The 23,672-nt window shown below is 71.8% G+C and carries 21 protein-coding genes; 20 read left to right on the top strand and 1 reads right to left on the bottom strand.

The window, feature by feature from the left end; all coding sequences use genetic code 11:
* The first annotated feature begins 32 nt into the window (after positions 1-32).
* From AB0I45_RS02340 to nusB, 6 genes are all read left to right on the top strand, one after another.
* Entirely contained in the window at positions 33-803 is a 771-nt protein-coding gene (locus tag AB0I45_RS02340) for a prepilin peptidase (protein WP_360316504.1), read from the top strand.
* 10 nt (positions 804-813) lie between these two features.
* Positions 814-2,007, top strand: a complete 1,194-nt coding sequence (gene aroC, locus AB0I45_RS02335; RefSeq protein WP_345032179.1) for a chorismate synthase — start codon at positions 814-816, stop codon at positions 2,005-2,007.
* A complete protein-coding gene (locus AB0I45_RS02330; protein WP_247424924.1) occupies positions 2,004-2,693 on the top strand; it encodes a shikimate kinase in 690 nt (229 codons plus the stop codon). The genes aroC and AB0I45_RS02330 overlap by 4 nt, the downstream gene beginning before the upstream one ends.
* The gene (gene aroB / locus AB0I45_RS02325) at positions 2,690-3,796 is read left to right on the top strand and encodes a 3-dehydroquinate synthase (RefSeq protein ID WP_360316499.1); all 1,107 of its coding nucleotides are present in this window, start codon (positions 2,690-2,692) and stop codon (positions 3,794-3,796) included. The genes AB0I45_RS02330 and aroB overlap by 4 nt, the downstream gene beginning before the upstream one ends.
* Before the next feature lie 117 nt (positions 3,797-3,913).
* Entirely contained in the window at positions 3,914-4,477 is a 564-nt protein-coding gene (gene efp, locus AB0I45_RS02320; protein WP_137319822.1) for an elongation factor P, read from the top strand.
* Positions 4,474-4,881: a transcription antitermination factor NusB gene (gene nusB, locus AB0I45_RS02315; protein ID WP_137319821.1), complete on the top strand. Its 408-nt coding sequence runs from the start codon at positions 4,474-4,476 to the stop codon at positions 4,879-4,881. Before efp ends, nusB begins: the two co-directional genes overlap by 4 nt.
* Here nusB and AB0I45_RS02310 read toward each other — a convergent pair.
* Positions 4,862-5,869, bottom strand: coding sequence for an alpha/beta hydrolase (locus AB0I45_RS02310; RefSeq protein WP_137319820.1), 1,008 nt, complete (start codon positions 5,867-5,869; stop codon positions 4,862-4,864). The two genes, nusB and AB0I45_RS02310, sit on opposite strands and share 20 nt — an antisense overlap.
* A gap of 155 nt (positions 5,870-6,024) precedes the next feature.
* Here AB0I45_RS02310 and pyrR point away from each other — a divergent pair, with 155 nt between their 5' ends.
* From pyrR to AB0I45_RS02240, 14 genes are all read left to right on the top strand, one after another.
* Complete coding sequence (pyrR, locus tag AB0I45_RS02305; protein WP_137319819.1) at positions 6,025-6,576, top strand: bifunctional pyr operon transcriptional regulator/uracil phosphoribosyltransferase PyrR; 552 nt, start codon at positions 6,025-6,027, stop codon at positions 6,574-6,576.
* On the top strand, positions 6,576-7,556 hold the full coding sequence (locus AB0I45_RS02300) for an aspartate carbamoyltransferase catalytic subunit (protein ID WP_247424916.1): 981 nt from the start codon (positions 6,576-6,578) through the stop codon (positions 7,554-7,556). The genes pyrR and AB0I45_RS02300 overlap by 1 nt, the downstream gene beginning before the upstream one ends.
* On the top strand, positions 7,553-8,860 hold the full coding sequence (locus tag AB0I45_RS02295; protein ID WP_360316493.1) for a dihydroorotase: 1,308 nt from the start codon (positions 7,553-7,555) through the stop codon (positions 8,858-8,860). The genes AB0I45_RS02300 and AB0I45_RS02295 overlap by 4 nt, the downstream gene beginning before the upstream one ends.
* Positions 8,848-9,345 carry a hypothetical protein gene (locus AB0I45_RS02290; protein WP_137319816.1) on the top strand — a complete coding sequence of 166 codons (498 nt, stop codon included), beginning with the start codon at positions 8,848-8,850 and terminating at the stop codon, positions 9,343-9,345. Before AB0I45_RS02295 ends, AB0I45_RS02290 begins: the two co-directional genes overlap by 13 nt.
* Positions 9,342-10,496 carry a glutamine-hydrolyzing carbamoyl-phosphate synthase small subunit gene (carA, locus tag AB0I45_RS02285; RefSeq protein WP_137319815.1) on the top strand — a complete coding sequence of 385 codons (1,155 nt, stop codon included), beginning with the start codon at positions 9,342-9,344 and terminating at the stop codon, positions 10,494-10,496. The genes AB0I45_RS02290 and carA overlap by 4 nt, the downstream gene beginning before the upstream one ends.
* A gap of 12 nt (positions 10,497-10,508) precedes the next feature.
* Complete coding sequence (carB, locus tag AB0I45_RS02280; RefSeq protein ID WP_360316489.1) at positions 10,509-13,781, top strand: carbamoyl-phosphate synthase large subunit; 3,273 nt, start codon at positions 10,509-10,511, stop codon at positions 13,779-13,781.
* Positions 13,778-14,671, top strand: coding sequence for an orotidine-5'-phosphate decarboxylase (pyrF, locus tag AB0I45_RS02275; RefSeq protein WP_360316486.1), 894 nt, complete (start codon positions 13,778-13,780; stop codon positions 14,669-14,671). Before carB ends, pyrF begins: the two co-directional genes overlap by 4 nt.
* A 45-nt stretch (positions 14,672-14,716) precedes the next feature.
* Positions 14,717-15,034, top strand: a complete 318-nt coding sequence (mihF, locus tag AB0I45_RS02270; protein WP_137319812.1) for an integration host factor, actinobacterial type — start codon at positions 14,717-14,719, stop codon at positions 15,032-15,034.
* Positions 15,031-15,642: a guanylate kinase gene (gene gmk, locus AB0I45_RS02265; RefSeq protein ID WP_295689684.1), complete on the top strand. Its 612-nt coding sequence runs from the start codon at positions 15,031-15,033 to the stop codon at positions 15,640-15,642. The genes mihF and gmk overlap by 4 nt, the downstream gene beginning before the upstream one ends.
* The gene (gene rpoZ, locus AB0I45_RS02260) at positions 15,643-15,960 is read left to right on the top strand and encodes a DNA-directed RNA polymerase subunit omega (protein ID WP_247424901.1); all 318 of its coding nucleotides are present in this window, start codon (positions 15,643-15,645) and stop codon (positions 15,958-15,960) included.
* A complete protein-coding gene (gene coaBC / locus AB0I45_RS02255; protein WP_247424898.1) occupies positions 15,957-17,225 on the top strand; it encodes a bifunctional phosphopantothenoylcysteine decarboxylase/phosphopantothenate--cysteine ligase CoaBC in 1,269 nt (422 codons plus the stop codon). Before rpoZ ends, coaBC begins: the two co-directional genes overlap by 4 nt.
* Positions 17,226-17,234: 9 nt before the next feature.
* Positions 17,235-18,437 carry a methionine adenosyltransferase gene (gene metK / locus AB0I45_RS02250; RefSeq protein WP_137319808.1) on the top strand — a complete coding sequence of 401 codons (1,203 nt, stop codon included), beginning with the start codon at positions 17,235-17,237 and terminating at the stop codon, positions 18,435-18,437.
* Between the two features lie 7 nt (positions 18,438-18,444).
* Positions 18,445-20,577, top strand: coding sequence for a primosomal protein N' (locus AB0I45_RS02245; RefSeq protein WP_295689688.1), 2,133 nt, complete (start codon positions 18,445-18,447; stop codon positions 20,575-20,577).
* An 815-nt stretch (positions 20,578-21,392) separates the two neighbouring features.
* Positions 21,393-23,648 (top strand): HNH endonuclease signature motif containing protein, encoded by a 2,256-nt coding sequence (locus AB0I45_RS02240; RefSeq protein WP_360316479.1) that lies wholly within the window; start codon positions 21,393-21,395, stop codon positions 23,646-23,648.
* Positions 23,649-23,672 lie beyond the last annotated feature (24 nt).

The raw sequence follows: 23,672 nt of genomic DNA, 5'->3' as shown, positions 1-23,672 counted from the left end.
GCCCGACCGCCCCGAACCGGAATGGAGGAAGCGTGCCCGAGCCGCTCTCACTCGTCGCCAGCCTGAGCCTCACCGTCCTCACCGCGCTCGCGGTGAGCACCTGGATCCGACTGCGCTTCGTGCGCCTCATCGACGACGAGGCCGGCCTGCGGCTGCTCCGCGGGGTGGATCGGGACTCCACGCCGAGCGGACTCGTCACCGCCGTCCTCACCTCGAGCGGCGCCGTCATCGCCTGGCTCGCGGCCTTCATCGCACCGGCCTACCTGTCCCGCACCGTCGCCGACGCCCCGATCCTGCTCGCCCTCGGCCTGTTCGCGGGCGCGACCGGCTGGCTGTTCTGGATCGACTCCTCGATCCGTCGCCTGCCCAACCGGATCGTCCTGCCGATCACCTTCGCCTCCCTGCTCCTCTACCTCGTCTCCATCGTCATCGGCGTCACCCGCGAGCCGACCGGGCTGCCGGGCACCTGGGCCGGCGCGGCGACCCCCGCGGTCGAGGGCCTCATCAGCGGGCTCGTCGTCCTCCTCTTCTTCCTCCTCCTGGCCGTGCTGGCCCTGCGGATGCGGCGGACGGGGATGGGCGGCGGCGACGTCAAGCTCGCCGTCGTCGTCGGCATGCTGCCCGGGGCGCTGAGCCCGGCCGGCCCGCTCGTCGCGCTCGTCGTGATGAACCTCTCCGCACTCGTCCACGTGCTGTGGCTCACCGGCACCCGCCGGAAGCGGTGGGGCGACGCGATCGCCTTCGGGCCGCACATGCTGATCGGCACGTGGACGGCCGTGATCCTCGGCCCGCTGCTTTTGTAGACTTGGGAGAATGTTGAGATGGCTTACTGCAGGCGAGTCCCACGGCGAGGCCCTCGTCGGCATCCTCGAGGGCCTGCCCTCCCACGTCCCCGTCACCCGTGACGACATCGCCGCCGCTCTCGCGCGCCGCCGGCTCGGCTACGGCCGCGGTGCCCGGATGAAGTTCGAGGCCGACGAGGTGCGGCTGCTCGGCGGCGTGCGCCACGGTCAGTCGCTCGGCTCGCCCATCGCGATCGAGGTCGGCAACACCGAATGGCCCAAGTGGGAGACGGTGATGAGCGCGGACCCGGTGCCGCCGGAGGTGCTCGCCGAGCAGGCGCGCAACGCCCCGCTCACCCGCCCCCGGCCCGGCCACGCCGACCTCGTCGGGATGCAGAAGTACGACTGGGACGAGGCGCGGCCGATCCTCGAGCGCGCCTCCGCCCGGGAGACCGCGATGCGTGTCGCGCTCGGCGCCGTCGCCGCGAACTTCCTCCGCGAGCTCGGCATCGGGCTCGTGTCCCACACCGTCGCGATCGGCCCGGTCACCGGCACCGGCGAGGAGCCGCTGCCCACGGCCGCCGACGTCTCCGCGCTCGACGCCGACCCGCTGCGCTGCTTCGACCCGGAGCTGTCGGCCCGGATGGTCGCCGAGGTCGACGACGCGAAGAAGTCCGGGGACACCCTCGGCGGCGTCGTCGAGGTCCTCGTCGAGAACGTGCCGCCGGGCCTCGGCTCCCACGTCCACTGGGACCGTCGGCTCGACGGCCGCCTCGCCGCCGCGCTCATGGGCATCCAGGCGATCAAGGGCGTCGAGGTCGGCGACGGCTTCCGGACCGCGGCCCGCCGGGGCTCCGCGGCCCACGACGAGATCGTCCGCGCCGACGCCGCAGTGACCCGGGCGACGAACCGGGCCGGCGGCACTGAGGGCGGGATGTCCACCGGTGAGCCGCTGCGCGTGCGCGCGGCGATGAAGCCCATCGCCACCGTCCCGCGCGCGCTCGCGACGATCGACGTGAGCACCGGGGAGCCCGCCAAGGCCCACCACCAGCGCTCCGACGTGTGCGCGGTCCCGGCCGCCGGGGTCGTCGCCGAGGCGATGGTCGCGCTCGTCGTCGCTGAGGCCGCGATCGAGAAGTTCGGCGGCGACTCCGTGGCGGAGACGCGGCGCAATCTCCAGTCCTACCTCGAGGCGATCCCGGCGGCGCTGCGCTCCGGCCGATGACCGCCTCCGAGCAGCCGCTGCCGCGACCGGTCCCGCCCCTGCGCCCGGTCCCGGCCGCGGAGTCCCGGATCGCGCTCGTCGGACCCCCGGCGGCGGGGAAGTCGACGATCGGGCGGCTGCTCGGCGACCGCCTCGGGCTGCCGATGACGGACACCGACGCGGAGATCACCTCCCGCCACGGGCCGATCCCGGAGATCTTCGCCGAACGCGGCGAGGCGCGCTTCCGGGAGATCGAGCGCGAAGTCGTCCGCCGCTGCCTGCGCCGCCTCCTCGACCGCCCCGGGGTGGTGTCGCTCGGCGGCGGGGCGATCCTCAACCCCGGCACCCGTGCCCAGCTCCTCCACCCGGCCATCCGGGTGGTGAGCATCGAGATCGACACCGCGACCGCCGCCGCCCGCCTCCACGGCTCCCAGCGTCCGCTGCTCGCCGGCGACGAGGATCCCGTGCGACGCTGGGAGGCCCTGCTCGCCGAGCGCGCCCCGCTCTACCGCGGCGTCGCGACGCTCACCGTGTCGGCGACGAGCGGCCCCCCGTCGACCGTCGTCAACCGGATCGTCGACCTCCTCACCGGGCTCGAGCGCGCCGAGGAGTACGCCCGGTTCGCCGCCGCCCACCCCGAAGCCGACCCCCCGCCCTGTGCCGGGGACGGGCCCGCGCCCCCACCGAACGAAAGCAGGAGACCATGACCCCCACCACCCGCATCGACGTGAGCGCCGGAGGGGACTACCCGGTGCTCGTGGGCTCCGGCCTGCTCGGGCACCTCCCCGAGCTCATCGGCCCGCGCGCCGCGAAAGTGCTCGTCGTCCACCCGCGCGCGCTGCGCACCACCGGTGAGGCCGTGCGCGAGGACCTCGCCGCCGCCGGCTACGAGGCGGTGTCCGCGGAGATCCCCGACGCCGAGGAGGCCAAGCACGTCCAGGTCGCCGCATTCTGCTGGCAGATCCTCGGGCGCAGCGACTTCACCCGCTCCGATGCGATCGTCGGCGTGGGCGGGGGAGCGGTCACCGATCTCGCCGGCTTCGTCGCCGCGACCTGGCTGCGCGGCATCCGCTTCGTCACCATCCCCACCACGGTGCTCGGCATGGTCGATGCCGCGATCGGCGGCAAGACCGGGATCAACACCGCCGAGGGCAAGAACCTCGTCGGCGCCTTCCACGCCCCGGCCGGCGTCCTCGTCGACACCGACACGCTCGCCACGCTGCCGGACAACGAGCTGTTCACCGGCCTCGCGGAAGCCGTCAAATGCGGATTCATCGCCGACGAGCGGATCCTCGAGCTCATCGAGGGAACTGCGCGGGAGGCGCTGGCCGACCACTCCTCCCCGGTGCTGCGGGAGATCATCGGGCGCTCGATCCGCGTCAAGGCCGAGGTGGTGAGCGAGGACTTCGGTGAGTCAGGGCGCCGCGAGATCCTCAACTACGGGCACACCCTCGGACACGCGATCGAGCTCACCGAGCGCTACCAGTGGCGCCACGGCGCGGCCGTCGCCGCGGGCATGATGTTCGCCGCCGAGCTCTCCGCGCTGACGAAGAACCTCCCGGAGGCCGTCGTCGACCGGCACCGCTCCGTGCTCGAGCACCTCGGGCTGCCGGTGGGCTACCGCGGCGACAAGTGGCCGCAGCTGCTCGACGCGATGCGGCGGGACAAGAAGGCGCGCGGCTCGCTCATGCGGTTCATCGTGCTCGAGGCGATCGGCCGCCCCACGGTCCTCGAAGGACCCGACACGAGTCTCCTCCACACCGCCTACCAGGAGATCGGTGTCGAGGCCCCGACCCGCACCCTGCTGTGAGGCACGGGCGCGGGCGCGCGGCCGGGATCCGGCGCACGCCGGCGGCCCGGCTTGCTAGAATCTGTCCCCGGTGCGTCGGACCGGCGCTCGCACACTCCCAACGGTGAAGGAAACCACGTGGCAACGACCAACGACCTCAAGAACGGCATGGTGCTGTCCATCGACAGCCAGCTGTGGCAGGTGCTCGAGTTCCAGCACGTCAAGCCGGGCAAGGGCCCCGCGTTCGTGCGGACGAAGATGAAGAACGTGCTCAGCGGCAAGATCATCGACAAGACCTTCAACGCCGGCACCAAGGTGGAGACCGCGACCGTCGACCGCCGCGACATGGAGTACCTCTACCACGACGGCACGGACTACGTGTTCATGGACGCCAAGGACTACGACCAGGTGTCGATCGGTCCCGAGCTCGTCGGCGACGCCGCGAACTTCATGCTCGAGAACCAGAAGCTGCAGATCGCCTTCCACGAGGGCACCCCGCTCTACGTCGAGCTGCCCGCGAGCGTCGAGCTCACCATCACCCACACCGAGCCCGGACTCCAGGGCGACCGCTCGACCGGCGGCTCGAAGCCCGCGACGCTCGAGACCGGCTACGAGATCCAGGTGCCGCTGTTCCTCGAGGAGGGCGTCAAGGTCAAGGTCGACACCCGGTCCGGCGACTACCTCGGTCGCGTCAAGGAGTGAGCGCCCGCACGCGCGCCCGGCGGCGTGCCCTCGAGCTGCTCTTCGAGGCCGAGCAGCGTGCGCTGCCCGAGGCCGAGGTGGTGCGCCTGCGCTCCGGCGACCCCGAGTACCCGATGAAGCCCTACGCCGTCGAGATCGTCGACGGCGTGGTGGCGCACCGGGAGCAGATCGACGAGCTCGTGCAGACCTATGCGCGCGGCTGGTCGCTCGAGCGGATGCCTGCCGTCGACCGGGCGCTGCTGCGGATCGCGGTGTGGGAGATGCTGTTCAACGACGAGGTCGACGACCCCGTGGCGATCTCCGAGGTCGTCGACCTCGCCCGGAAGTTCTCCACCGACGAGTCGCCGAAGTTCATCAACGGCGTGCTCGACCGGATCCGCTCGGTCAAGCCGACCCTCGACTGAGCCAGCCGCGCAGCGCGGCGACGAGCGCCTCCGGCTGCTCCTGCGCCACCCAGTGCCCGGCGTCGACGATCTCCTCGGTGAGGTCGTCGCACGCCGCGCGCATGGGATCGGCCGCCGTCGTCGTGAGCGTGGCGCACACCGCGTCCCAGCGCGCGTGGACGAAGAGCGCCGGCACGGCGATCCGCCCGCCGGTCACCGCGCGGGCAGCATAGGCGTCGTTCTCCCGGTTGTTGCGGTACCAGGAGTTCGCCGCGGCGAAGCCCGTGCGCTCGAGATCGGCGACGAGGGCCGCGAAGGCCGCGTCGTCGAGCACCCGCGGGTCCGGGTCGTGGCGCGGCGGTCCGTCGGGGAACCAGCCGCCGCGGGCGCGCACGCTCGCATTCGGCGCCGGCCGCTCGAGTGCCCGCGGGCTGCCGGCGCGCATGATCGAGGCGAGCAGCCCGGGGACGTCCGCGTCGAACTCCGCAGCGAGCCGCTCGGGCATCCGGGCGTGGGCCACGAGGTAGTCCCACTGGCCCAGCGGGTAGTCCTCGACCGGGTAGAGGCGGCGGTCGACGTGATCGGCGAGCGAGGTGCCCGGCGGCGTGTGCGGCACGCACACCCCGACCACACCGGCGAGCCGGTCCGGATGGTGGGTGGCGAGGTTCCACGCCACCGGTGCCCCGTAGTCGTGGCCGACGACGGTGGCCGCCCCCGGTGCCGCGCCCAGGTGATCGAGGAGTTCGATCATGTCCGCGACCCCCTCCTCGATCGAGTAGTCGCTCGGATCCGGGTGCACCGTCGAGGCCCCGTAGCCGCGCATGTCCGGGGCGATCACCCGGTAGCCGGCCGCGGCGAGCGGCTCCATCACGCCGGCCCAGCTGCGGGCGTGCTCGGGCCAGCCGTGGACGAGCAGGAGCACCGGGTCGTCCGGGTCGCCGGCGGCGAGGTACGCGCTCGAGTGCCGCTGCGTCGTGTGCCTGCCGGTGCTGATCCCGGGTGCGTCCATCGTGAGCTCCTTCGCCGTCGGATCTGCCCAGCCTACGTCACGTGACCTGCGTCGCACCGGGTCCGCGCGCAGTCGGCGGGGGCGAGCGAGTATGCTGGTGCGAGGACCGTACCGCTCCTTTAACCACCGTCCCGTGAGGCGGAGAAGGGGAACCTGTGAAGAACCGCACCGTCCTCGACGCAGCGGAGATCTCGCGGGCGATATCGCGCATCGCCCACGAGGTCCTCGAGAGCAACAAGGGTGCTGACGACCTCGTCGTCCTCGGCATCCCGTCCCGCGGCGTCCCGCTCGCCGTCCGGCTGGCGGAGAAGATCGCCGCGATCGAACCCGGCACCGATGCCGCCGCGATCACCGGCAGCCTCGACATCACGATGTACCGCGACGATCTGCGCACGCGCCGTCTCCGCTCGCCCGCCCCCACCCGCATCCCGGCCGCCGGGGTCGACGGCCGCACCGTCGTCCTCGTCGACGACGTGCTGTTCTCCGGGCGCACCATCCGGGCGGCGCTCGACGCGCTCGCCGACCTCGGTCGTCCGTCCGCGGTGCGGCTCGCGGTCCTCGTCGATCGCGGCCACCGGAGCCTCCCGATCCGTGCCGACCACGTCGGCAAGAACCTCCCGACCGCCGTCGACGAGCGCGTGTCGGTGAGCGTGGCGGAGATCGACGGCGAGGACGCGGTCACCATCTCCTCGGCAGAGGAGGAGTGATGCGCCACCTGCTGTCCACCGCCGACCTCGCCCACGACGACGCCGTCGACCTCCTCGACGTCGCCGAGGAGATGACGCAGGTCGCCGAGCGCGAGGTCAAGAAGATCCCCGTGCTGCGCGGCCGCACCGTCGTCAACCTCTTCTTCGAGGACTCGACCCGCACCCGGCTGTCCTTCGAGGCCGCCGCCAAGCGCCTGTCCGCCGACGTCATCAACTTCTCCGCCAAGGGTTCGAGCGTGTCGAAGGGCGAGAGCCTGCAGGACACCATCCAGACGCTGTCGGCGATGGGCGCCGATGCCGTCGTCGTGCGCCACGGCGGCTCCGGCACCCCGCAGCGGATGGCGACCTCCGGCTGGATCGACGTGCCGATCCTCAATGCGGGCGACGGCACCCACGAGCACCCCACCCAGGCGCTCCTCGACGCCTTCACCCTGCGCCGCGTGCTCGCCGGGGCCCCGGCCTCCGGGCCCGCCGAGGGCGCCCGCGGACGCGACCTGTCCGGGGCCACCGTCGCGATCGTCGGCGACGTCCTCCACTCCCGCGTCGCCCGCTCGAACGTCCACCTGCTCACCGCGCTCGGCGCCCGCGTCGTGCTCGTCGGCCCGCCCACCCTCATGCCGTGGGGCGTCGACGCGTGGCCGGCCGAGGTGTTCTACGACCTCGACGAGGCGCTCGCCGCCCACAGCTTCGACGCGGTGATGATGCTCCGTGTCCAGCTCGAGCGGATGCACCAGTCCTTCTTCCCCAACCCGCGGGAGTACACGCGCCTGTGGGGGCTCACCGAGCAGCGCTGGCGCGCCCTGCCCGAGCACACCGCGATCATGCACCCGGGACCGATGAACCGGGGGTTCGAGATCAGCGCCGCCGCCGCGGACTCCCCGCGCGCCGTCATCCTCGACCAGGTCGAGAACGGCGTCGCCGTGCGCATGGCGGCCCTCTACAGACTCCTCATCGGCACCGATTCGGAAGGACGACCGTGACCTCGTATCTCATCCAGGGGGCGTCGGTGCTCGGCGTCGGCCCGCGCGACCTCGCGATCTCCGGCGGCCGCTTCGTCGACGCGCTCAGCGACCCCGACGTCGTCATCGACGCCCGCGGCCTCGTCGCGCTGCCCGGCCTCGTCGACCTCCACACCCATCTGCGCGAGCCCGGCCGGGAGGACGCCGAGACCGTGCTCACCGGCTCGCAGTCCGCGGCCCGCGGCGGCTACACCGCCGTGCACGCGATGGCGAACACCGCTCCGGTCGCCGACACCGCCGGCGTCGTCGAACAGGTGTGGAACCTCGGCCGCGAGGCCGGCTGGACGGAGGTCGTGCCGATCGGCGCCGTCACCACCGGCCAGCAGGGCACCCAGCTCGCCGAGCTCGGAGCGATGGCCCGCAGCGCGGCCGGGGTGCGGATCTTCTCCGACGACGGCCTGTGCGTCGCCGACCCGCTGCTCATGCGCCGGGCGCTCGAGTACGTCAAGACCTTCGACGGGATCATCGCCCAGCACTCGCAGGAGCCCCGGCTCACCGAGGGCGCGCAGATGAATGAGGGCACGGTGTCCGCCGAGCTCGGGCTGCCCGGCTGGCCGGCCGTCGCCGAGGAGGCGATCATCGCCCGCGACATCCTGCTGGCCGAGCACGTCGGCTCCCGCCTCCACGTGTGCCACCTGTCGACCGCCGGCAGCGTCGAGCTCGTGCGCTGGGCCAAGTCCCGCGGCGTGCGCGTCACCGCCGAGGTCACCCCGCACCACCTCATGCTCACCGACGAGCTCGTGCGCACCTATGACCCGCTCTACAAGGTCAACCCGCCGCTGCGCACGCAGGCCGACGTCGACGCCGTGCGGGCCGGGCTCGCCGACGGCACCATCGACGTCGTCGGCACCGACCACGCCCCCCATACCTCCGAGCACAAGTGCTGCGAGTGGACGGCGGCCGCGATGGGCATGGTGGGGATGGAGACCGCGCTCGCGATCGTCGTCGAGGCGATGCGCGACTTCGACTTCGACTTCGCCGACGTGGCCCGCGTGATGAGCACCCGCCCGGCGGAGATCTCCGGACTGCCCGAACAGGGCCGGATCGAGACCGGGCGCGGGGCGAACCTCGTGCTCGTCGACCCGGAGGCGGAGGTCCGCATCGACCCCGCCGAGCACGCCACGATGGGCCGCAACAACCCGTTCACCGGCTTCACCGTCTCGACCCGGATCGTCGACACCTTCCTCTACGGGCACCGAGTCGTGGCCGGCTCCGCGCTCGCCGACCCGCACCCGATCGCACGAGGTGGAACATGGATCGCCTGATCCCCGCGCTCATCGTCGTCGCCGTCGTCATCGTCCTGTTCGCCCTCGTGTGGTGGGGCTGGCGCTCCCGGCAGCGCTCCCAGTCGGCACAGTTCCCCGCCCCGTCGCGGCCGGTCGAGGGGATGCCGGTGCGCACCGAACCGGTCGCCGGGATGTACGTCGCGACCACCCTGTCCGAGCAGCCGCTCGAGCGGGTCGCCGCCCACGGCCTCGGCCTGCGCACCTCGGCGTTCCTGTCCGTCGCCGACGACGGGGTCATCATCGACCGCGACGGCGTGGACGACCTCCTCATCCCCGCCGCCGCGATCACCGGCATCACCACCGCGAGCGGGATGATCGGGAAGTTCGTCGAGAAGGACGGGCTCATCGTCATCACCTGGCGCCTCGGCGACACACCGGTGGACACCGGGTTCCGCACCCGCACCGCCGCCGACCGCACCCCCACCATCGACCACATCCGCCAGCTCATCGGGGAGAATTCGTGAACCTGCTGTCCACCACACCCGCCGTCCTCGTGCTCGAGGACGGCCGCACCCTGACCGGCCGGGCCTACGGCGCGGAGGGTGAGACGATCGGCGAGGCGGTGTTCGTCACCGGCATGACCGGGTACCAGGAGACGCTCACGGACCCGTCCTACCACCGGCAGATCGTCGTGCAGACGGCACCGCACATCGGCAACACCGGCGTCAACGATGCCGACGACGAGTCGCTGCGCTGCTGGGTCGCCGGGTACGTCGTGCGCGATGCCTCGCGGATCTCCTCGAACTGGCGTGCCACCGAGGACCTCGAGGCGCGGCTGGCCCGGCTCGGGATCGTCGGCATCTCCGGCGTCGACACCCGTGCGCTCACTCTCCACCTGCGCGAGCGCGGCGCGATGCGGATGGGCATCTTCTCCGGGGAGGCCGCCTCCCGCCCGGTGTCCGAGCTGCTCGCCGCCGTGACCGACGCCCCTCGCATGAGCGGCTCCGAGCTCGCCTCCGAGGTGTCCCGGGACGACGAGCTCGTCGTCCCGGCGGAGGGGGAGAAGCGGTTCACCGTCGTCGCCTACGACCTCGGCATCAAGTCCGAGACCCCTGCGCAGCTCGCCGCCCGCGGCATCGAGGTGCACGTCGTGCCCGCGACCACCCCGTACGAGCGGATCGCGGAGCTCGGCGCCGACGGCGTGTTCTTCTCCAACGGGCCCGGGGACCCGGCGACCGCCGACCACCAGGTCGCGGTGCTGCGCCGGCTGCTCGCCGAGCGCGTCCCGGTGTTCGGGATCTGCTTCGGCAACCAGCTGCTCGGCCGCGCGCTCGGCTTCGACACCTACAAGCTCAAGTTCGGCCACCGCGGCATGAACCAGCCGGTCCTCGACCGCGCCTCCGGCCGGGTGGAGATCACCGCCCAGAACCACGGCTTCGCCGTCGACGCCCCGCTCGACGGCCCCGTCGACGCCCCGGCGGACGCCGCCTTCGGCCGGGTCGAGGTCAGCCACGTGTGCCTCAACGACGACGTCGTCGAGGGCCTGCGCTGCCTCGACGCCCCGGCGTTCTCGGTGCAGTTCCACCCGGAGTCCGCCGCCGGCCCCCACGACTCCCGCGGCCTGTTCGACCGCTTCGTCGACCTCATGACCGAGTCCCGCGCAGCCGCGCTCTAAGGAGAACCCGAAGTGCCCATCAGAGAAGACCTGTCGTCCGTTCTCGTCATCGGCTCCGGCCCCATCGTCATCGGCCAGGCCTGCGAGTTCGACTACTCCGGCACCCAGGCCTGCCGTGTGCTCAAGCAGGAGGGCCTGCGAGTCATCCTCGTCAACTCCAACCCGGCGACGATCATGACCGACCCGGAGATCGCGGACGCCACCTACGTCGAGCCGATCGATCCCGGCGTCATCGAGACGATCATCGCCAAGGAGAAGCCGGACGCGATCCTCCCCACCCTCGGCGGGCAGACCGCGCTCAACGCCGCGATCAATCTCCACGAGGCCGGGATCCTCGAGAAGTACGACGTCGAGCTCATCGGCGCCGACGTCGCCGCGATCCAGCGCGGCGAGGACCGGCAGCAGTTCAAGGAGGTCGTCGAGCGCTGCGGCGCGGAGGTCGCGCGCTCGATCATCGCCCACTCGATGGACGACTGCCTCGCCGCCGCCGAGCAGCTCGGCTACCCGATGGTCGTGCGCCCGTCCTTCACCATGGGCGGGCTCGGCTCCGGCATGGCCTACGACGAGACCGACCTGCGCCGCATCGCCGGCGACGGGCTGAGCGACTCGCTCACCCACGAAGTGCTCCTCGAGGAGAGCATCCTCGGCTGGAAGGAGTACGAGCTCGAGCTCATGCGCGACCGCAACGACAACGTCGTGGTCATCTGCTCGATCGAGAACGTCGACCCCGTCGGCGTGCACACCGGCGACTCGATCACCGTGGCGCCGGCGATGACGCTCACCGACGTCGAGTACCAGAAGATGCGCGACATCGGCATCGACGTCATCCGCGAGGTCGGAGTCGACACCGGCGGCTGCAATATCCAGTACGCCGTCGACCCCGACACCGGACGCATCGTCGTCATCGAGATGAACCCGCGCGTGTCGCGCTCCTCCGCGCTCGCCTCGAAGGCCACCGGCTTCCCGATCGCCAAGATCGCCGCGAAGCTCGCGGTGGGCTACACGCTCGACGAGATCCCCAACGACATCACCGAGGTCACCCCGGCGTGCTTCGAGCCGGCCCTCGACTACGTCGTCGTCAAGATCCCGCGCTTCGCGTTCGAGAAGTTCCCCGCCGCGGACCCCACGCTCACCACGACGATGAAGTCCGTCGGGGAGGCGATGGCGCTCGGCCGGAACTTCACCACCGCGCTGCAGAAGGCGATGCGCTCCCTCGAGCAGAAGGGCTCCGCCTTCGAGTTCGCGGAGCGGTTCGACCTCGCGGATCCGGACGTCCGCACCGAGGTCCGCGCCGCGCTCGGCCACCCCACCGCGGATCGCCTCGCGACGGTGCAGCGGGCGCTCAACTCCGGGATGAGCGTCGCCGAGGTGCACGAGGCGTGCGACATCGACCCGTGGTTCCTCGACCAGATCGCCCTCATCAACGAGGTCGCGGCCGCCGTCGCCGGTGCCCCCGAGCTCACCGCGGAGGTGCTCCGGCTCGCCAAGGACCACGGCTTCTCCGACGTGCAGATCGGCCTCCTGCGCCACCTCGACGAGCAGGTCGTCACCGGGCTGCGGCACGCGCTCGGCCTGCGCCCGGTGTTCAAGACCGTCGACACCTGCGCCGGCGAGTTCGCCGCCCGCACCCCGTACCACTACTCGAGCTACGACCTCGAGACCGAGGTGTCCTCCCGCGAGCGCGAGGCCGTGATCATCCTCGGCTCCGGGCCGAACCGGATCGGGCAGGGCATCGAGTTCGACTACTCGTGCGTCCACGCCACGATGGCGCTGTCCGAGGCCGGCTACGAGACGATCATGGTCAACTGCAACCCGGAGACCGTGTCGACCGACTACGACACCGCCGACCGCCTCTACTTCGAGCCGCTGACCTTCGAGGACGTCATGGAGGTCTACCACGCCGAGCTCGCCGCCGGGCCCGTCGCCGGCGTCGTGTGCACGCTCGGCGGGCAGACCCCGCTCGGCCTCGCCGACCGCCTCAAGGAGGCCGGGGTGCCGGTGCTCGGCACCCAGCCCGAGGCGATCGACCTCGCCGAGGACCGCGGCGAGTTCGGCCGGGTGCTCGCCGCCGCCGGGCTCACCGCGCCCAAGCACGGGACCGCGACGACGAACGAGGAGGCGCAGCGGATCGCCACGGAGATCGGCTACCCCGTGCTCGTCCGCCCGTCCTACGTGCTCGGCGGGCGCGGCATGCAGATCGTCTACGACACCGACCAGCTGTTCGACTACATGGCCACCGCGACCGAGGTGTCCGCCGACCGCCCGGTGCTCGTCGACCGCTTCCTCGAGGACGCCGTGGAGATCGACGTCGACGCGCTGTTCGACGGCAAGGAGGTCTACGTCGGCGGGATCATGGAGCACATCGAGGAGGCCGGGATCCACTCCGGTGATTCCGCCTGTGTGCTGCCCTCGATCACGCTCGGCGAGAACGTCCTCGAGCGGGTCCGTGAGGCGACCGCCGCGATCGCCCGCGGCACCGGGGTGCGCGGACTGCTCAACATCCAGTTCGCGATCGCCGCCGACGTCCTCCACGTCATCGAGGCCAACCCGCGCGCCTCGCGCACGGTGCCCTTCGTGTCGAAGGCGACGGGCCACCCGCTCGCCAAGGCGGCCGCGCTCATCGCGGTCGGCCGGAGCATCGAGAGCCTGCGCGGCGGGGTGCTCGCCGCTGCCGGCGACGGCTCCCGGCTCGACCTCGACCACCCGATCGCGGTCAAGGAGGCGGTGCTCCCGTTCCGCCGCTTCCGTACCGTCGACGGCGCGATCGTCGACTCGATCCTCGGCCCCGAGATGCGCTCGACCGGCGAGGTCATGGGCATCGACCGCACCTTCCCCGTCGCCTTCGCCAAGGCGGAGCTCGCCGCCGACGCCGGCCTGCCCACCTCGGGCACGGTGTTCGTGTCCGTGGCCGACCGGGAGAAGCGCTCGATCGTGCTGCCGGTCAAGCAGCTCGTCGACCTCGGCTTCACCGTCGTGGCGACCGGCGGGACCGCCGCGGTGCTCGCCCGCTACGGCATCTCCGCGACCCGGCTGCCGAAGTTCTTCGAGGCCGCGGACGGGGAGCGGACGATCCTCGACGACATCGCCGACCGGCGGATCGACCTCGTCGTCAACGTCCCCTCCGGCCGGCAGGAGCGCGCCGACGGCTACGAGATCCGCGCCGCGGCCGTATCCGCCTCGATCCCGCTCATCACGACGATCGCGGAGTTCACCGCCGCGGTCTCCGCGATCGAGTCGGTGCAGCAGCAGAAGTTCGACGTCCGCTCCCTGCAGGACTGGGCATGAACGAGCGGAAGCCGGGGGAGCCGGTCACCGCGGAGCCGGGCACGCGGGACTTCGGGCGCGCGTGGCCTGCGGCCGTGCGCACCTCGGCCCTGTGCGTGGGCATCGACCCGCACGCCGGGCTGCTCGCCGACTGGGGTCTGCCGGACACCGCGGACGGCGCCCGCACCTTCTCGCTCGCCGTCATCGAGGCCGCCGCCGGTCGAGTGGGCCTCGTCAAGCCGCAGTCGGCGTTCTACGAGCGCTTCGGCTCCGCCGGTGTGGCCGTCCTCGAGGAGGTGCTCGCCGCCGCGCGCGCCGCGGACCTCCTCAGCGTGCTCGACATCAAGCGCGGGGACATCGGCTCGACGATGGCCGGCTACGCCCAGGCGTACATGGACCCGGCCTCGCCGCTGTGCGCGGACGCCGTGACGCTCTCGCCCTACCTCGGCTTCGGCTCGCTCGCCCCCGCGCTCGACGCGGCCCGGGAGTTCGGGACCGGGGTGTTCGTCCTCGCGCTCACCTCGAACCCCGACGGCCCGCAGGTCCAGCACGCTCTCACCCCGGCCGGCCGGCCGGTCGCTGCGGAGGTCATCGCCGGCGTGGAGGAGTTCAACGCCGAAGTCGGATCCCCGCGGGCCGGCGTGGTCATCGGCGCCACGATCGGGGGCGCGATGCCGGCCCTTGGGATCGACCCCGCACAGCTCACCTGCCCGGTGCTCGCGCCCGGCTTCGGGGCGCAGGGCGGCACGCCGGAGGATCTTGCGGCGGTGTTCGGCGACTCCTTCACCTCCGGCCGGGTGCTCGTCAGCGCCTCGCGCTCGGTGCTCGCCGCCGGACCGGACCGGGCGGGCCTGTCTGGAGCGATGGACGAGATCACCCATGTGCTCCGGCAGCGGATGCGTCTAGACTGAGGAGACCTTCCCCTGCAAGGAACATTCTCTTGACGAGGAGTAGACGTGGCACTCGAACCATTGACGCCGGAGCAGCGGGCGGCCGCCCTGGACAAGGCGTTCAAGGCGCGGCAGGCGCGCGCGGAGGTCAAGACCGAGCTCAAGGCGGGGCGGACGACGCTGTCCGCCGTGCTCGACCGGGCCGGATCCGATGAGGCGCTGAGCAAGATGAAGGTCCACGACCTGCTCCGCTCGCTGCCCGGCGTCGGCGACCGGCGCGCGAGCGCCCTGATGGAGGAGATCGGCATCGCCGCCTCCCGCCGTCTCAAGGGCCTCGGGGTCCACCAGCGCGCCGCGCTGCTCGCGAAGTTCGGAGCTTCGTGAACACTCTCACCGTTCTCGCCGGGCCGACCGCGGTCGGCAAGGGCACCGTCAGCGCGTACATCCGCGAGCACTTCCCACAGGTCTGGTTCTCCGTCTCGGCGACCACCCGGCCCGCCCGTCCGGGCGAGGTCGACGGGGTGCACTACCTCTTCCGGACGGAGGAGGAGTTCGACGCGATGATCGCTGCCGGGAAGCTCCTCGAGTACGCGACCGTGCACGGCCGCTACCGCTACGGCACACCGGCCGGGCCGGTCCGGGAAGCACTCGAGAGCGGGCACGCCCCGCTGCTCGAGATCGACCTGCAGGGGGCCCGCCAGGTCAAGGAGGCGCTGCCCGAGGCGCGGTTCGTGTTCCTCGCCCCGCCGAGCTGGTCGGAGCTCGTGCGCCGGCTCATCGGCCGCGGCACCGAGACCCCGGAGGAGCAGGCGCGTCGGCTCGAGACCGCGAAGGCCGAGCTCGCCGCCGAATCGGAGTTCGACCACACGGTGGTCAACCACGATGTTCGTGCTGCCGCGCAGGACCTAGTAGGATTGATGGGGCTGTCGGTCGACAGCCCCGCCGACGGTTCCGCCGAACCGGTCGGCAGCCCCGAGTCAAATGGAGTCTGAGTGTCCGGAGAACCCGAAGGTATCACCAACCCGCCGATCGACGATCTGCTGGCGGTGACCGATTCGAAGTACGAACTCGTCATCGAGGCCTCGCGCCGCGCCCGGCAGATCAACGCGTACTACGCGCAGCTCCAGGAGGGCCTGCTCGAGAACGTCGGCCCGCTGGTGACCCCCGAGCCCAACGAGAAGCCCCTGTCGATCGCGCTGCGTGAGATCAACGAGGGCAAGATCCTCATCCGCGAGCCCCGCGAGTCCGACTTCGCCCCGCCGGTCGTCGAGGACTTCAGCATGCCGGTCGAGGAGCTCCCCGAGCAGTGAGGATCGTCCTCGGCGTCGCTGGCGGCATCGCGGCCTACAAGGCCTGCCATGTCGTGCGCGAGCTCAGGGAGCGCGGTCATACGGTGCGGGTCGTCCCCACCCGGGCCGCGCTCGAGTTCGTCGGCGCCGCCACCTGGGAGGCCCTGAGCGGGCAGCCCGTGGCGACAGACGTGTTCACCCGCGTCGACGAGGTCGAGCACGTGCGCATCGGCCAGGACGCCGAGCTCGTCGTCATCGCCCCGGCGACCGCGGACCTGCTCGCCCGGCTGCGGGCCGGGATCGCCGACGACCTCCTCACCGCCACCGTCCTCACCACCACCGCGCCCGTCGTCGCGGCCCCGGCGATGCACACCGAGATGTGGCAGAACCCGGCGACCGTCGACAACGTCTCCACCCTGCGTTCCCGCGGGATGCACGTCATCGACCCCGCGAGCGGCCGCCTCACCGGCGCCGACTCCGGCCCCGGGCGCCTGCCCGAGCCCGGCGACATCGTCGCCGCTGCGCTGGCGATCCATGCTGAGAGCACCTCGGTCAAGGAGAGCACCGCGGTAGAGGGCGCCTCGGGCGAGGAGTCCGGCACCGCGCTCGCCGGCCGGAACGTGCTCGTCACCGCCGGTGGCACCCGGGAACCGCTCGACCCCGTCCGCTTCCTCGGCAACCGGTCCTCGGGCAAGCAGGGCGCGGCGCTCGCCGCCGCCGCGGCCCGGTCCGGCGCCCGCGTGCGCCTCATCGCGGCCAACGTCGCCGCCGAGGTGATCGCCGAGCTTCCCGGAACCGTGACCATCGAGCACGTCGAGACCACCGCGGAGCTCCAGGCCGCGGCCGAGGCCGCCCAGCCGGACTCCGATGTCGTCATCATGTGCGCCGCCGTGTCCGACTACCGGCCGGCCGAGGTCGCCGCGCACAAGATGAAGAAGGATGGCGACGCCGGCCTGCGGCTCGAGCTCGTGCAGAACCCCGACATCCTCGCCGGCCTCGTACGGACCCGCACCCCCGGCCAGCTCATCGTCGGCTTCGCCGCGGAGACCGGGTCCCCGGACGCCGGGATCGAGGAGCTCGCCCGCGCCAAGCTGCTCCGCAAGGGCTGCGACCTGCTCGTCCTCAACGATGTGTCCGCCGGGCAGGCCTTCGGCACCGAGTCGAACTCGGTGATCCTCTACGCCCGCACCGGCGACACGGTCACCGAGGTGGCCCGCGCCTCGGGCACCAAGGCCGAGGTGTCGCAGAAGGTCATCTCCGGACTCGTGTCCGTCCTCGATCGCTAGGATGGGGGCGTGACTTCTTCAGCGCTGCGCCAATTCACGTCCGAATCCGTGACCGAGGGCCATCCCGACAAGATCTGCGACCAGATCAGCGATGCCGTCCTCGACTCCCTCCTGTCCCAGGACCCGCACGCCCGGGTGGCCGTCGAGACCCTCGTCACCACGGGCCTCGTTCACGTCGCCGGCGAGGTGACGACGAGCGGCTACGCCGACGTCGCGAACCTCGTGCGCGAGGTCATCACCGGGATCGGCTACGACTCCTCGGACAAGGGCTTCGACGGGCACTCGTGCGGCGTGTCGGTGTCGATCGGCTCGCAGTCGGCCGATATCAGCTCCGGCGTGACGACCTCGCTCGAGCACCGCAGCGGCACCCACGACCTCGAGGACGAGGGCTCGGCGCTCGGTGCGGGCGACCAGGGGCTGATGTTCGGCTATGCCGACAACTCCACCGACGTCCTCATGCCGCTGCCCATCCACCTCGCCCACCGGCTCTCGGAGCGCCTCACCACGGTCCGGAAGTCCGGTGAGCTCGACTACCTGCGCCCCGACGGCAAGACGCAGGTGACGATCGGCTACGACGGCGACACGCCGGTGAGCATCGAGGCGATCGTCGTCTCCACCCAGCACGATGCCGCCGTGGGCGCCCACCAGCTCGAAACCGACATCCGCCGCACGGTCGTCGACCCGGTGCTCGCCGAGCGCGGTCTCGACACCTCCGGCACCGAATACTTCATCAACCCCGCCGGACCCTTCGTCGTGGGCGGGCCGATGGGCGACGCCGGTCTCACCGGACGCAAGATCATCGTCGACACCTACGGCGGCTTCTCCCGCCACGGCGGCGGCGCCTTCTCCGGCAAGGACCCCTCGAAGGTCGACCGCTCGGGCGCCTACGCGATGCGCTGGGTGGCGAAGAACGTCGTCGCGGCCGGACTCGCCGACCGCGCCGAGGTCCAGGTCGCCTACGCGATCGGCTCCTCCCGGCCGGTGGGCCTCTACGTCGAGACTTTCGGCACGGAGACCGTGGACCCGGAGAAGATCGCGGCAGCGATCCGCAGCGTGTTCGACCTCCGTCCCGCGAAGATCATCGAGGCGCTCGACCTGCGGCGCCCGATCTACTCCGCGACCTCGACCTACGGCCACTTCGGCCGGACCGAGGACACCTTCACGTGGGAGAGGACCGACCGCGCCGAGGCGCTGCGCCGCGAGGTGAGCTGATCTCCCGATGAGCGGCGATCCGCGCGACGCGGCCCCGGGACTCTTCGAGGCGCCGACCGGCTCAGCCCTCGCACCGGTGCCCGAGGGCGACGGGCTCGGGGGAGTCCTGCGGGTGCGCGGCGGCATCACCCCGGCCGACGGCCTGCCCGTCGCCGCCGTCCTCGTCGAGACCCAGCTGCCGCACCTCGCCCGGCCCTTCGACTACGCGGTGCCCGCGAAGCTCGACGCGACCGCGCAGCCCGGCGTGCGGGTGCGGGTACGCTTCGCCGGGCGGCTGACCTCGGGCTTCATCCTCGAACGGCGTGAGGTCACCGAGCACGTCGGCGAGCTCGCCGCGCTCGAACGCGTGACCTCCCCGCTGCCCGTCCTCAACCCGTCTCTGCTGACGCTGTGCCGGGCGATCGCGGACCGGTACGCCGGGACGCTGCCCGATGTGCTGCGGCTCGCGATCCCGCCGCGCCACGCCCGTGCAGAGAAGCGCGCGCTCGGCCGGCCCGAGCGCCTGCTCTCGGAGCCCGCGCTCGTCCAGGTGGCCGGGGAGGTCACCCCGCGCGCCGACGAGCCGCCGGCCTTCCACGACTACCTCGCCGCGCTCGAATCCTGGGCCGCGGAGCCGGGCCCGGAGGATGACGCGGGTACGGATGGTGATGCGGGTGCGGTGCGCGGGCCGCGCGCCGCCTGCGCCGTGCTGCCCGGCGATGACCCCGGCACGGGGTGGATCCACCTCGGCCTGCGGGCCGCCGCTCCCGTCCTCGCCGCAGGGCGCAGCGTGCTCTGGCTCGTGCCCGACCACCGGGAGCTCGCCGCACTCGAGGCGCGCCTCGGCGACCTCGCCCCGGTCACGGTCCGGCTCTCGGCGGACCAGGGTCAGGAGGAGCGCTGGGACGCGTGGGTGTCCGCACTCACCGGGCGCGCGCGCCTCGTCATCGGCACCCGGGCCGCGGCCTTCGCGCCGCTGCCGGACCCGGGACTCGTCATCTGCTTCGACGACGCAGACGGCTCCTATCTCGAGCAGCGCGCGCCCTACCCGCACGCCCGTGAAGTGCTGCTCACCCGGGTGCAGCTCGAAGGGTCCGCGCTGCTCCTCCTCGACTACGGGCGGAGCGTGGAGACCCAGCACCTCGCCGACTCCGGCTGGGTGGGGAACATCGTGGCCCCGCGCGAGCTCCGTCGGCAGGCGGCTCCGCTCGTGTTCGTGCCCGACCCCGACGGCGACCCGGGCTCCGCCGGCCGCCTCCCGCCTCGTGCCTTCGAGCTCGTCCGCGATGCGCTCGGCCGCTCGCGCCGGGCGCCGTCGGCGCCGGGTGCGGTGCTCGTCCAGGTGCCGCGTGCGGGCTATCTGCCGGTCATCGCGTGCGCCCGCTGTCGGACGGTGACCCGCTGTCCGCAGTGCGAGTCGAAGCTCACCGCCGCCTCGATCCTGGGCCCCTTCGCGTGCCGGCGATGCGGGTACCGGGCCGATTCGGTGACGTGCCGGGAGTGCTCCGCGACCGCCGTGCGCTCGGTGGTGAGCGGGCTCGACAAAGTGTACGAGGAGCTCGGAAGGGCGTTCCCGGGCGCACTCATCGTCCGGTCCGGCGGTGACCGGGTGCTCGGCGCGGTGGATCCGGAGCCGAGCATCGTCGTCGCGACGACCGGTGCGGAGCCCTATGTCGAAGGCGGGTACGCCTCGGCGCTGCTGCTCGACACGCTGTGGCCGGGGCCGGGGCTCCGTTCGACGGAGCAGGCGATCGCGCGTCGCCTGCGCGGTGCCTCGCTCGTGCGATCGCACTCCGCGGGTGGCCGGGTGCTGCTGCTCGACGAGGACGAGGCGGTGCAGCGTGTGGTGAGCCGGTTCGAGCCCATCCCGTGGGCGGCGGAGCAGTCCGCGGACCGGGCCGCGCTCGGGCTGCCGCCGGCGGCGCGGACGGTGACGATCAGCGGCGGGCGCGAGGCCGTGGGAGAGGTCATCGCGGTGCTGCGGGAGACCGCCGAGGTGCGCGAGCTCATCGCGGAGGACGAGCCGTACTCGGTCGTCGTGGGCTTCACGATCGCCGACGGCCGCGCAGTGACGACGCGCCTCGCCGCAGAGGTCGCATCGCGGTCGATGCGCGGAGCCGACATCGTCGCGGTCCGCGTCGACGACCCCGACGCGCTGTAGGCGCGGGGCGGGCGCGCTGGGTCCGAGGCGCGGCGGCTTGAGGCGCGGCGGCTCGAGTCGCCGGTTCGAGCTGCCAGTTCGAACTGCCACCTTGAGGCGCCCGCTCGAGTCGCCATCTTCGAGCGTCACCGTGAGGCGCTGTCTTGAGTCACCGGGTGGGGAGACTGACTGAATGCGCCTGCCGGTGCCTGTGCCGCTCGGCGGTCTCGGCCGGGTGACGAGTCGGGGAACCGTGAGGCCCGGGAACCATGCACCGGACCGAGGTGTCCTCAGGTCGGGGGAGTTGTCCGGGGCTGTGTTTGGGCCGACCGGAGATATTGCCCGCAGTTGCTCGCGGTTTCGGGAAGCCGGGGAGTCGCGTACGTTCTCTGGATATCTCCAGTCATGGGGCTCGCGCGCTGGGTCGGGCTGTCGTGGTGCCGGGGGCGCCGTGAACCGGGCAGAGCTGTCCTCGTATCGGGGGAGTCGTCCGGGGCTGTGTCATGGAGCCGATCCGTGCGGTCGGATCCGGCAGGATCCATCTGTGGCTGTCGGATTGCTCGCCTCGCAATCTGACCCTTCATTTCTAGCGGCGTCCCTGCGCAGAGTGGAATGGGTTTCCACAATCGATGATGCAGGCGAAAGAATATTCAGATTAATATCGAACACCCTGTGGATAACACGGCTGTTCGACGCTTTCAGCCCATCCTGTGTCCGTGGGTCCCGATAGCCTGGAACCACTCGCACAGCACACCCGACCAAACCCCAGTATCCACTGTCCCGTACCCGTTCCCCGATCGATTCCCGACACCCGTCCCCGAAGGAGGTGACCTCCGATGACCGCACCCACCGTCCACCCCGACAACACCGCTCCCCACGATCCTGACCCCCGCGACCCCGATCCCCGCGACCCCGCCGGTCACCCCTTCGGTGAGCGTCCTGCTCTCATCCGACTGCGGGACTCGGTGGCCGCCCATGATCGGGTGATGCTCGCCCGGATGCAGCTCATCGCCGAGACCATCGTCGAGGAATGCCTCGACCGCACCCCCGACTGCACCACCTGCACCGGAACCGGCTGCCCGGGGTGTGGGCGGGACCGCTACGGGCTGCCTGCCGACGGGTCGCTCGCCCACTGGGTGCTCGAACGCGTCACCGGCGAACACCTGACCTGCCTCGCCGCGGTCCTCGACACCACCATCACACGCGCCTACACCGCCGCCCGCGAAGCACTCATCGCGACGTTCAGCCTGCGGGCCTGCCACGACCGCGCCACCACCGGAATCCTGCGCTACGAGCGCCTGCAGTACGCCGCCCGCCGCGCCCACCGACTCGGGCATGAGAAACTCGCAGCGCTCGATGCGGGGATCACCGCACTGCGTCCCGATCTGTCGTGGGAAGCCTATTGCCGGGCGGTCAACGAGCTCATCCGGATGCTCACCGATGACGAGGAGCAGGAGGAGCAAGTGCGGGAGAACCGGCGGGTCGATTTCTGGCGCAGCGATGCCCGGGAAGGACGTCTACTCCTCACCGGTCCCCTCGAGCCCCTGCACGCCCTGCACCGCCGCCTCGAGGCCACCGCCCGCGCCATCCGCTCCACCCACACCTCGACCTTCGGCGAGCAGCTGCCGGCCGGGGCGCAGATCGCAGACGATCGCACCATCCCGCAGCTGATGTTCGACCTCCTCACCGCCACCGCCCCGAGCACCCACGTCGAGATCACCACCCCGAACGACACCGCCGGTTCCGACGACGCCTGCAGTCAGGACGCAGGCGCGTTCACTGCTGAGGGGAGTACCGCAGATCCGAATCCAGGACTCTTCCCCTCCACCGGTGATACCGATGCAGGTGAAGCAGGCCCGGACGGGCGCGTGCGGCAACATGTCACGGTGACGTGTCCGTCGAATCAGGACTGGCTGCGCAGACAGGCCACCGTCGTCATCACCGTTCCCTTCCTCACCCTCACCGGACACGCCACACTGCCCGGCACCTGGTCCGACGGCACCCCCATCCCCGCCGACCTCGCCCGCAGACTCGCCGCCGGGTCGGAGAAATTCACCCGCATCCTCACCGACCCCACCACCGGCGCCATCTGCCCCGAGATTGCACAGTCCTACACGCTGCCGGCCGGAATGCGCACCACGCTGAACCAGACCTGGGCCTGGTGCACCGCCCCGGGCTGCACGCGGCGAGCCGAGACCAGCGAAGCCGACCACATCACCCCCTTCGACCACGCCGCTCCTGCTCGTGGCGGGCGGACGGACTTCGACAACCTCCACCCCCTGTGCAAGCAGCACCACCAGATGAAGACCGAGCGGACCCTGCGCCTGCACCGCACCACCGACGGACTCATCTGCTGGCAATTCGCCCACGGCATCACCCACACCACCACACCGGCCGACAGGCCCGCCGATCGCGAGGCTGCGCGCCTCACCCGCCGCCTCCTCGGCCTGACCGACTCCGACGACCCCGACCCGCCACGGAGCACATCCCAAGAGAGGCCACCCGACGGCCCGAGCACCGGAACACCGGACGACCCCGATGACGACCCACCGGATCGTCCCGATGGCGGACCCCCGCGTGACCCTGATGACGGCCCGCCGGACCGCGAACCGGACGGCACCGCGTCGCGCAGCTCTCGTGCTTCTGTCGTCATCGATCCCTGGGAGTGCTGGGAGAAGGCGCCCCAGTCTGATATCGATGACACCGAGTCGGCCGACCCCCGGCCGGATTCCACCCGGCCGCAACCCGCCGCGTCCGTCGACAGCACAACTGCGAACAGCAGGAAGAGCGATCGCTTCGCGCACACCGGCGTTGCGACAGACTGCCAGCCCGACCGCAGGAATAGTGGCGCAGCGCACGCGGAGACCGGTTCCGGAGCGACTGTCCTGGGTGTGTCGGTCTCCGGAGGGTCAGTCACCGGACGATCGGCCAGTGCAGATCGGTCCGCTGGGGGATCGGTGATGAGAACGCCGGCGGTCGAGCGACTCGCAAACGATACCGACACCGGGAGTGCGACCGAGGCATCGACCGGTCCTCCCGCCGGTGGCAGCGACCCCTGGTGGCACGCCGACGACGACCCGCCGCCCTTCTGAGACCCGCCGATCTTATGAGAGCCA

It is taken from the genome of Brevibacterium sp. NPDC049920, assembly GCF_040656435.1.
In the GTDB taxonomy this organism is placed as follows: Bacteria; Actinomycetota; Actinomycetes; order Actinomycetales; family Brevibacteriaceae; genus Brevibacterium; species Brevibacterium pityocampae.
The sequence above is the reverse complement of the archived record's forward strand: the minus strand, read 5'-3'. Positions and strand labels throughout refer to the sequence as shown.